The organism is Hydrogenophaga sp., assembly GCF_031426985.1.
In the GTDB taxonomy this organism is placed as follows: Bacteria; Pseudomonadota; Gammaproteobacteria; order Burkholderiales; family Burkholderiaceae_C; genus Hydrogenophaga.
In genome coordinates, this window is sequence record NZ_JASJOY010000132.1 from 1 (window position 1) to 9,081 (window position 9,081).

A 9,081-nucleotide genomic window follows, 5' to 3' on the forward strand; every position below is an offset into this window, starting at 1 on the left:
CGCCGTGCAGCAGGCCGGGCGCCATGGTCCAGCCGTGGTTGGCGGCGCTCAGGTTCTCGTACAGCATTGCCTCCAGCGCGGCGGGCAGGCCCTGGCCGCCGTCCTCGGTGGTGCAGGCCAGCGACGGCCAGCCGGCTTGCCAGAACGCCTGGTAGGCGTCGCGGAAACCGGGCGGCATGGTGACGGCGCCGGCCTTCCACTGCGCGCCCACCTCGTCGCCTTCGCGGCTGAGCGGGGCGATCACCTCGCCCACGAACTTGCCGGCTTCGTCCGTCACCTGCACCAGCAGGTCTTCATCGAAGTCAGCGTAGGCGGGCAGGGAGGCGAGCTGCTGCGGGGCCTGCAGCACGTTCTGCAGGATGAAACGTTGTTCGGCGGGCTGGGGCTGGTAGGCGTTCATGGTTCTGGACGGGGGTGTGTCAACGTGAGCGGGTTTTGTGTGCGGCCTGGTGTTCGTCGGCGCCGCCCGATCAGGCCGCCTGCTTGGCCGTGCCGAGGTAGGTCTCGATCACGCGCGGGTCGGTGGCGAGTTCTCTGGCCACCCCCTGTGCGCTGATCTCGCCCATTTCCAGCACATAACCGTGGTCGGCCACCTGCAGCGCAGCGCGCGCGTTCTGTTCCACCAGCACGATGGTCACGCCGGTCTGGCGCAGCGTTTCAATGATGGAAAAGATCTCGCGCACGATCAGCGGCGCCAGGCCCAGGCTGGGCTCGTCGAGCATCAGCAGCGTGGGGCGGCCCATGAGCGCGCGGCCCACGGCCAGCATCTGGCGTTCGCCGCCCGAGAGCGTGCCCGCCAGCTGCGCGCGGCGTTCCTTCAGGCGGGGAAAGATGTCGAACACGTCGGCCAGGCGCTCGCGCCACTGGGCATTGCCCAGACGCATCTGCCGGTAGCCGCCGAGCAGCAGGTTGTCTTCCACCGACATGCTGCCGAACAGTTCGCGCTTCTCGGGCACCAGGGCCATGCCCTGCATCACGCGTTCTTCCAGCGTGAGCGCGCTGATGTCCTGGCCGTTGAAATGGATGCCGCCTTTGCCCGGCAGGATGCCCATCAGCGTGTTGAGCAAGGTGGACTTGCCCGCGCCGTTGGGGCCGATGACGGTGATGACGCTGCCCTTGTCGGCGTGCAGGCTGATGCCGTGCAGCACCTCGGCGCGGCCGTAGCCGGCGCGCAGGTCGCTGATTTGCAGGAGGGGTGTGCTCATGAAGGGCTTCCCGTTCAGTGTTCGGTCCCAAGGTACGCGGCGCGCACCAGGGGGTCTTGTTGCACATGCTCGGGCGTGCCCTGGGTCAGCAGGGTGCCGAACTCCATCACCACCAGGTGGTCGCAGATCTGCATCACCAGGTCCATGTCGTGCTCGACCAGCAGGATGCTCATGCCTTCGGACTTGAGCTGGCGCAGCACGTCGGCCAGGCCCTGTTTCTCTTTGTGGCGCAGGCCGGCGGCGGGTTCGTCCAGCAGCAGCAGGGCCGGGTCGGCGCACAGGGCGCGCGCGATTTCCATCAGCCGCTGCGGCCCCATGGCCAGGTTGCCGGCCTGCTCGTGCAGGTACTCACCCATGCCGATGCGTTCGAGCTGGCGCTGCGCTTCCTTGAACAATCGCTGCTCTTCGGCGCGGTTGCGGCGCAGCATGGCCGAGAGCACGCCCTTGTGGCCGCGGGTGTGGGCGCCCAGGGCCACGTTCTCCAGCACCGTCATGTCGGGAATCATCTTGACGTGCTGGAAGGTGCGCGCCATGCCTTTGCGCGAGATCTCGCGCGAGGACAGGCCGCTGATGGTCTCGCCGCGGAACTTCACCGAACCGCTGGTCAGCGACAGCACGCCGGTGACCAGGTTGAAGGTGGTGGACTTGCCGGCGCCGTTGGGGCCGATCAGGCCCACGATCTGGCCGGCCCGGATCTGGAAGCCGATGTCGTTCACCGCGGTCAGGCCGCCGAACTGCTTGCGGATCTTGTCCACGTCCAGCACCAGGTCGCCGGGCGCGGGCTTGTCGCGCGCCGGCAGCGCGGGCGCGTCGTCCCAGTCCCGCTGGCGTTTCGGTGCGGGCAATTTCTTGCCGACCACCGACCACAGGCCGTCGGGCAGGTACTTGAGCACCAGCACCATCAGCACGCCGAACACGATCACCTCGTAGCTGCCGCTGGTGCCGATCAGTCTGGGCAGCAGCACCTGCAGCTGGTCGTCCAGGATTTTGATCAGACCCGCACCGACGATCGCGCCCCAGACGTGGCCGACGCCGCCGATCACCGTCATGAACAGGTACTCGATGCCCATCTTCAGGCCGAAGGCCGAGGGGTTGACCGTGCGCTGGAAGTGCGCCATCAGCCAGCCCGCGACCGAGGCCAGCACGGCGGCCAGCACGAAGATCGTGACCTTGTAGCGGAAGGTGCTGATGCCCATCGCCTCGGCCATCTGCGAGCCGCCTTTGAGCGAGCGGATGGCGCGGCCGGCGCGCGAGTCCAGCAGGTGCAGCAGGCCGGCGGCCGACGCGACGAGGATGCCCCAGGTCAGCACGAAGAAAGCGCGGCCCTGGCCGATGTCGAAGCCGCCGATGGACAGGCTCTTGAGACCCAGCAGCCCGTCGTACTTGCCCAGCGCGTCCAGGTTGCCCATGAGGTAGTAAAGCGACAGGCCCCAGGCGATGGTCGCCAGCGGCAGGTAGTGGCCCGACATGCGCAGCGTGATCACGCCCACCACCAGCGCGCTCAACGCGGTGAAGCCCATGCCGATGAACAACGTGATCCAGGGCGAGACGTCCAGGTTCAGCGTGAACCAGGCGGTGGTGTAGGCACCGATGCCGACGAAGGCCGCCTGGCCAAACGAGGTCAGGCCACCGACGCCGGTGAGCAGCACCAGACCCAGGCAGGTCAGGCTGTACAGGCCGATGTAGTTGAGCTGCGTGATCCAGAAATCGGGCAGGGGCAGCACCGCGATCAGGGGCACGGCGGCGATCAGGGCCAGCAGGCCGGCTTTGCGGATATCCATCTCAGTGGTCCTCGTCGGAGTGGCCGCTGCCCAGCGAACGCACAAGCAGCACCGGCAGGATCAGCGTGAACACGATGACCTCCTTGAACGCGCTGGCCCAGAACGAGCCGAAGGACTCGACCAGGCCCACGAACAGCGCACCCAGCAGCGCGCCGGGGTAGCTCGACAGCCCGGCGACCACGGCCGCCACGAAGCCCTTGAGGCCGATCAGGAAGCCCGAGTCGTAGAACACGGTGGTGGTCGGGCCGATCAGCAGGCCCGAGAGCGCGCCGATGAAGGCCGCCATGGTGAAGGTCAGCTGGCCGGACGCGTGGCTGGAGATGCCCATCAGGCGCGCGCCGGTGCGGTTGACGGCCGTGGCGCGCAGCGCCTTGCCGCGCAGCGAGTTCTCGAAGTAGAGGCGCAGCATCACGATCAGCGCCAGCGAACACAGGCCGATCACGATGGTCTGGCCCGACAGCGCGACCGGGCCGAGTTCGAGCCGGTAGTCCCAGAACGGCGGGTTGCGGAAACCTTCGGCGCCGAAGAACAGCAGGCCCAGGCCGGTCATGGCGAAGTGCACGCCGACCGAGACGATCAGCAGCACCAGCGGCGTGGCGCTTTCCAGCGAATGGTAGGCGACGCGGTAGACCAGCGGCCCGAAGGCGGTGACGATGGCCAGGCTCAAGGCGGCCTGCGCCCACATCGGGAACTGCTGCGGCGCGGCCCAGATGCTCAGCAGCGCGATCACCACCGGGGGCACCAGCGTCCGGGCCGCCGAGCGCAGCGCGCGCAGCGGCTGGCCGTGGTGGCGCCAGCGTTCGGCCAGCTCCATCAGCGCCGCGACCACCGCCAGGATCAGCAGCAGCCACACGGTGCCCGGCACCTTGCCGGTCTGCAGCATGGCCAGCGTGAGCGCGCCATAGGCGACGAACTCACCCTGCGGAATGAAGATGACCCGCGTGACGGTGAACACCAGCACCGTGGCCAGGCCCAGCAAGGCATAGATGGCACCGTTGGTCAGGCCGTCCAGCGCAAGAATGCTGGCGATAGAGAAATCCATAAAAGTCCTTTGAAGCACCCCCTGCGTCGCCTTCGGCGCCTCCCCCCTCAAGGGGGGCGACACCAGAGGCCCGTCGAAGCCGGTTCCTCGGTGTCTCTCGAAGGGGGCGTTGCGCTACGGAAAGGGTGCTCAGTCGGCCTTGAACTTCCCATCGACCACTTTCAGCATCACGCCGGTTTCCAGCGTGTAGCCCCAGTGGTCGGTGGCGGTCCAGTTCATCACACCGTGCGAGAACACGGTGCGGCCCATGGTTTCCATGGCGTCGCGCAGGGCGGCGCGGAACTCGGGCGTGCCGGGCTTGGCCTTCTTCAGGGCCACGGGAATCACCTTTTCCAGCACGATCTGGGCGTCGTACGAGTGACCGGCGAACTGGTTGCGCGAGTTCGGGCCGTAGGCCTTTTCGTACTTCTGCACGAAGTCGATGGCGACCGGCTTGGACGGGTGCTTGTCGGGCAGCTGTTCGGCGATCACGGCCGGACCGGACACCACGAAGGCGCCTTCAACGGCCTTGCCGCCGACGCGCATCAGGTCCTGCGTGGCCGCGGCGTGGGTCTGGTAGATCTTGCCCTTGAAGCCACGCTCGACGATCGCCATGTGCGGCATGGCGGCGCCCGAACCCGAGGCCACGATCAGCATCGCATCGGGGTTGGCCGACACCAGCTTCAGGGCCTGCGGCGTGACGCTGGTGTCGGTGCGGGCGAAGCGTTCGGTGCCCACGATCTTGATGCCGGCCTTGTCCAGCAGGGGCGTGATTTCCTTGAGCCACTGTTCGCCGTAGGCGTCGGTGTAGCCCAGGAAACCGATGGTCTTGATGCCCTTTTCCTTCATGTCTTCGACCACGGCGTGGCCCATGACGGTGTTGGACTGCGGCAGGCGGAACAGCCACTTGTCCTTGCCGGCGGGCACGCCCACGGGCGAGCCGGCCAGCTGCACCGTGCCGGCTTCGCTGGCGATGTCGGTCATGGCGGCGGCGACGGCGGTGATGCACGAGCCGATGATCATGTCGACCTTGTCTTCGGTCACGAAGCGGCGCGCGTTGGCCGCGCCCTTGCCCGGGTCGGTGGCGTCGTCCAGCACGATCAGGTTGACCTTCTCACCAGCGATGGTCTTGGGGAAGAGCTTGAACTGGTTCTGCATCGGGATGCCCAGGCCGGAACCAGGACCGGTCAGCGCCAGGCTGACGCCGATGTTGATGTCGGCCTGTGCCGCACTGGCCGCGAGCAGGGCGACGGCGGTGGCGATCAGGGTCTTGATGTTTTTCATGGCTTGTCTCCAGGGGGTTGAGGAACGGGTGAACGGGAAACGGTGGGCGCCGGACTCAGGTGCAGAGCGCCCGGATGTCGGCGGGAATCGGGATGGCCTTGATGCGGTCGGGGTTGGCCGGGTCGCGCATGCAGAAGGCCCGGGTCTCTTCGCCTTCGCACAACACGGTGTCGCCGCGTGTGACCACGTGCTTGTGGATCAGCACCTTCTCGCGCCACTCGGTGACGCTGGTGTGGATCTGCAGCCGCTCGCCGTAGGTGGCGGGCTTGAAGAACTTGGTGTGGATCTCCAGCAGCGGCGTGCCGATGATCCCGGTGGTCTTGACCAGTTCGCGCCAGGGCGGCACGCCGCATTGCACGAAGAAGTTCAGCGACGATGCGTCCATCCACTTGCTGAAGTTCGGAAAGAAGACGATGCCGGCGGGATCGCAGTCGCCGAACATCACCTCGACTTCATAGACGACGGTTTTTGACATGGATGCGTTTGAAAGAGGTGTCTGGTCCAGGGCGCCGCGGAACTGGCTTTGCCAGGCCGCCAGCGCCGCCCCCTGGGGGGTGACGCCGCGCAGCGGCGGCGCGGGGGGGGACTTACCTTGGCGCCATTCTGAGCGCGCCGTCCAGGCGGATGACTTCGCCGTTGAGGTGGCCGTTGCTCACGATGTGCGCGGCCAGCTCGGCGAACTCTTCCGGTTTGCCCAGGCGGTTCGGGAACGGGATGCTCTTGGCCAGCGATTCCTGCACGGCCTCGGGCAGCTCTTTCATGAGCGGCGTGGCGAACAGGCCGGGCGCGACGGTGCAGACGCGGATGCCGTGCTGCGCCAGATCGCGCGCCATCGGCAAGGTCATGCCGGCCACACCGGCCTTGGACGCGCTGTAGGCCTGCTGGCCGACCTGGCCATCGAAGGCCGCCACGCTGGCGGTGAACACCATCACGCCGCGCTCGCCGTCTGCCAGCGGCTCCAGCTTGGCGCAGGCCGCGGCGAACAGGCGGGCCGCGTTGTAGGTGCCGATCAGGTTGACGTTGATGACGCGGGCAAAGTCTTCCAGCGGCGCAGCGTTGCCGTCCCGGCCGACCACGCGCTTGGCGCTGCCGATGCCGGCGATCTGCATCAGGATGCGTGCCGGGCCGTGGGCCGCGGCGGCGGCGGCGACGGCGGCCTGCATGCTGTCCGGATCCGAGACGTTGCACTGCACCGCCACGCCGTCAATGTCCTTGGCGACGCGCTGTGCGTTGTCGAGGTTGAGGTCGAGCACCGCGACCTTGGCGCCCAGACGGGCCAGTTCGCGCGCGGTGGCCTCGCCGAGGCCGGAGCCACCACCGGTGACGAGGGCGGCGTGTCCTTTGATTTGCATCGTGTTCTCCTAAAAAATGTTCGAAGCGCGTGCCTGAGTCCAGGATGCCGTGGAACCGGCTTTGCCGGGCCACCAGCATCGCCCCCTGGGGGGTGACGCCGAAGGCGGCGCGGGGGGTTACTGCGGTTTGAGGATGTAGCGCAGGCCGTCGCCGTGCAGCTTGGCCACCGTGTCGGCGCGGTGCGTCAGCACGGCGCGCTGGTTGATCGAGCCCTTGTCGGTGATCTCGCCGCGGTCGATGGTCGGTGGGTCGGCCAGCAGGCACAGGCGGGCGATGCGGTTGGCGCTGCCGGTGGCGCCCTGGGCCAGTTCGTCGACGATCTTCTGGAACTGCGCCAGCACCGCCGGGTGGTCCAGCACGTCGTGCATCGAGGCTTCGGCGGGCAGGCCGGCCAGCTGGCGCACGGCCCCGGTCGGGAACACCATGGCGCCGACCTCCTTGAGGTTGATGCCGGTGAGCACCACGTCCTGGATGTAGGGCGCGCCGGCCGCGATGATCTTGCCGCGCAGCGGGCCCACGCTGACGAAGGTGCCGGTGGCGAGCTTGAAGTCCTCGGCGATGCGGCCGTCGAACTTCAGGCCTTGGTGAATGTCGGTCTCGTCGATCCACTTGACCGCGTCGCCGGTCTGGAAGAAACCTTCTTCGTCAAACGCCTCGGCCGTTTCGTCGGGCTGGCGCCAGTAGCCGGGGGTGATGTTCGGGCCCTTGTAGCGAACCTCGGTCTTGCCCTGCATGTCGACCAGCTTGAGTTCCAGGCCCGGCGTGGGCAGGCCCAGGTCGCCGGCGTTCACGTTCGGGCTGGTGACGAAGATGCCGAAGGGGCCGGACTCGGTCATGCCCAGGCCGGTGCCCATGACGATGCGCTCGCCCACTTCGCGCTCGGCGCTCTCGAACAGGCTGTCCCAGATCGGCTGGGCCAGCGCGGCGCCGGCGTAGAAGAACATGTGGACCTTGGCCAGCAGGGTCTGGCGCAGCTGGTCGTCGGTCTGCATCGCGTTGGCGATCTGCTCGAAGCCGGTCGGCACGTTGAAGTAGACCGTGGGCGAGATCTCGCGCAGGTTGCGCAGGGTCTCGTGCATCAGCGCCGGCGTGGGCTTGCCGTCGTCGATGTAGAGCGTGCCGCCGTGGTAGACCACCATGCCGAAGTTGTGGTTGCCGCCGAAGGTGTGGTTCCAGGGCAGCCAGTCGATCAGCACCAGGGGTTCCTCGCCCAGCACCGGCATCGAGGTGGCCATCTGCTGCTGGTTGGCGCACCACATGCGCTGGGTGTTGATGACGGCCTTGGGCATCTTGGTCGAGCCCGAGGTGAACAGGAACTTGACGATGGTGTCCGGCCCGGTGGCGGCCATCGCGGCGTCCACGGCGGGCGTCGGCTCGGTCGCCATCAGGGCGGCAAACGAGGTGGTGGCGCGGCCCGGCACGGTGCCGTGGGTGGCGACCAGCTCCACGTCCTCGGCCACGGTGGCCAGCATGGCGCGGCCGTAGCGCAGCGCGTCGCTGGCGAACACCAGGCCCGGCGTCAGGGTCTTGATGACGTGCTTGAGCTTGTCGTAGTCCTGGCTGATCAGCGAATAGGGCGGCGAGGTCGGGCACCAGGGGATGCCGGCGTAGAGGCAGCCCAGCGCCAGCAGCGCGTGTTCGAGGTCGTTCTCGCTCAGGATCAGCACCGGGCGCTCGGCCGACAGGCCGCGGTTGAGCAGGCCCTGGCCGATGCGTCGCGCGGCGTCCAGCGCCTGCGCGAAGCTGATGTGCTTCCAGTCGCCGCTGCTGCCGTCGGCGTTTTTCACGCGGCGGGCGAACAGGGTCTGGTCGGGGCGTTCTTTGGCCCAGTGCACCAGCCGGTCGGTCAGGCGCTCGGGGAAGGGGCCCAGGTCCTGGTCGGCGCGCAGGTAGTGCACGCCGGTCGCGCCGTCGCGCAGGGTGGCGCGGGTGACGCCGAACTTCAGGGGGCGGTATTTCGCTGCAGTCATGTTGTCTCCGTTGTCTTTTCGAAATGCGCGGGGCATTGGCGACGCGCGTATCAGTGTCCAGAGATGCCGAGGAACCGGCTTCGCCGGGCCTCAGGCATCGCCCCCTGGGGGGTGACGCCGCAGGCGGCGCGGGGGGTGTCAGTCCTTCTTCACCTTGGCCGCCTTGCCTTGCAAAAAGGCCTGGACGCGTTCCTTGGCTTCGGGCGCGCTCTGCGCGATCGAGGCCATCAGGGCTTCGGTGAACAGGCCGTGGTCGGCCGGCTGCTCGGCGATGCGGGGCAGGGCGTGCATCAGCGCGAAATTGGTCATGCGCGCGTTGCCGGCGATGCGGGTGGCCAGTTCGATGGCCTTGTCCAGCGCGGTGCCGGTGGGCACCAGGTACTGCGCCAGGCCGACGCGTTCGCCGTCGGCGGCGTTGTAGACGCGGCCGGTGAGCATCATGTCGGTCATGCGGGCGGCGCCGATCA

At 67.8% G+C, this 9,081-nt stretch carries 9 protein-coding genes; all 9 read right to left on the reverse strand.

Annotation, left to right across the window (positions count from 1 at the left end; translation table 11 throughout):
* Positions 1-400, reverse strand: a 400-nt coding sequence (locus tag RMP09_RS15590; RefSeq protein WP_310566903.1) for an acyl-CoA dehydrogenase N-terminal domain-containing protein, incomplete at its 3' end; no start/stop codon positions are given.
* Positions 401-470: 70 nt separating this feature from the next.
* Entirely contained in the window at positions 471-1,205 is a 735-nt protein-coding gene (locus tag RMP09_RS15595; protein ID WP_310566904.1) for an ABC transporter ATP-binding protein, read from the reverse strand.
* A 14-nt stretch (positions 1,206-1,219) separates the two neighbouring features.
* Positions 1,220-2,986 carry a branched-chain amino acid ABC transporter ATP-binding protein/permease gene (locus RMP09_RS15600; RefSeq protein ID WP_310566905.1) on the reverse strand — a complete coding sequence of 589 codons (1,767 nt, stop codon included), beginning with the start codon at positions 2,984-2,986 and terminating at the stop codon, positions 1,220-1,222.
* Position 2,987: 1 nt separating this feature from the next.
* The gene (locus RMP09_RS15605; RefSeq protein WP_310566906.1) at positions 2,988-4,028 is read right to left on the reverse strand and encodes a branched-chain amino acid ABC transporter permease; all 1,041 of its coding nucleotides are present in this window, start codon (positions 4,026-4,028) and stop codon (positions 2,988-2,990) included.
* A 129-nt stretch (positions 4,029-4,157) separates the two neighbouring features.
* On the reverse strand, positions 4,158-5,291 hold the full coding sequence (locus tag RMP09_RS15610) for an ABC transporter substrate-binding protein (protein WP_310566907.1): 1,134 nt from the start codon (positions 5,289-5,291) through the stop codon (positions 4,158-4,160).
* Positions 5,292-5,346: 55 nt separating this feature from the next.
* Positions 5,347-5,766: an acyl-CoA thioesterase gene (locus tag RMP09_RS15615; RefSeq protein ID WP_310566908.1), complete on the reverse strand. Its 420-nt coding sequence runs from the start codon at positions 5,764-5,766 to the stop codon at positions 5,347-5,349.
* Positions 5,767-5,878: 112 nt separating this feature from the next.
* Entirely contained in the window at positions 5,879-6,643 is a 765-nt protein-coding gene (locus tag RMP09_RS15620) for an SDR family NAD(P)-dependent oxidoreductase (protein ID WP_310566909.1), read from the reverse strand.
* Between the two features lie 117 nt (positions 6,644-6,760).
* Entirely contained in the window at positions 6,761-8,614 is a 1,854-nt protein-coding gene (locus RMP09_RS15625) for a feruloyl-CoA synthase (RefSeq protein ID WP_310566910.1), read from the reverse strand.
* A 138-nt stretch (positions 8,615-8,752) separates the two neighbouring features.
* Positions 8,753-9,081: enoyl-CoA hydratase-related protein (locus RMP09_RS15630; RefSeq protein WP_310566911.1), on the reverse strand; the 329-nt coding region annotated here is incomplete at its 5' end.

Coding starts and splice junctions, on each gene's coding strand:
- RMP09_RS15595 (WP_310566904.1), bottom strand. CDS start 1,205: ATGAGCACACCCCTCCTGCAAATCAGCGACCTGCGCGCCGGCTACGGC.
- RMP09_RS15620 (WP_310566909.1), bottom strand. CDS start 6,643: ATGCAAATCAAAGGACACGCCGCCCTCGTCACCGGTGGTGGCTCCGGC.
- RMP09_RS15605 (WP_310566906.1), bottom strand. CDS start 4,028: ATGGATTTCTCTATCGCCAGCATTCTTGCGCTGGACGGCCTGACCAAC.
- RMP09_RS15625 (WP_310566910.1), bottom strand. CDS start 8,614: ATGACTGCAGCGAAATACCGCCCCCTGAAGTTCGGCGTCACCCGCGCC.
- RMP09_RS15615 (WP_310566908.1), bottom strand. CDS start 5,766: ATGTCAAAAACCGTCGTCTATGAAGTCGAGGTGATGTTCGGCGACTGC.
- RMP09_RS15600 (WP_310566905.1), bottom strand. CDS start 2,986: ATGGATATCCGCAAAGCCGGCCTGCTGGCCCTGATCGCCGCCGTGCCC.
- RMP09_RS15610 (WP_310566907.1), bottom strand. CDS start 5,291: ATGAAAAACATCAAGACCCTGATCGCCACCGCCGTCGCCCTGCTCGCG.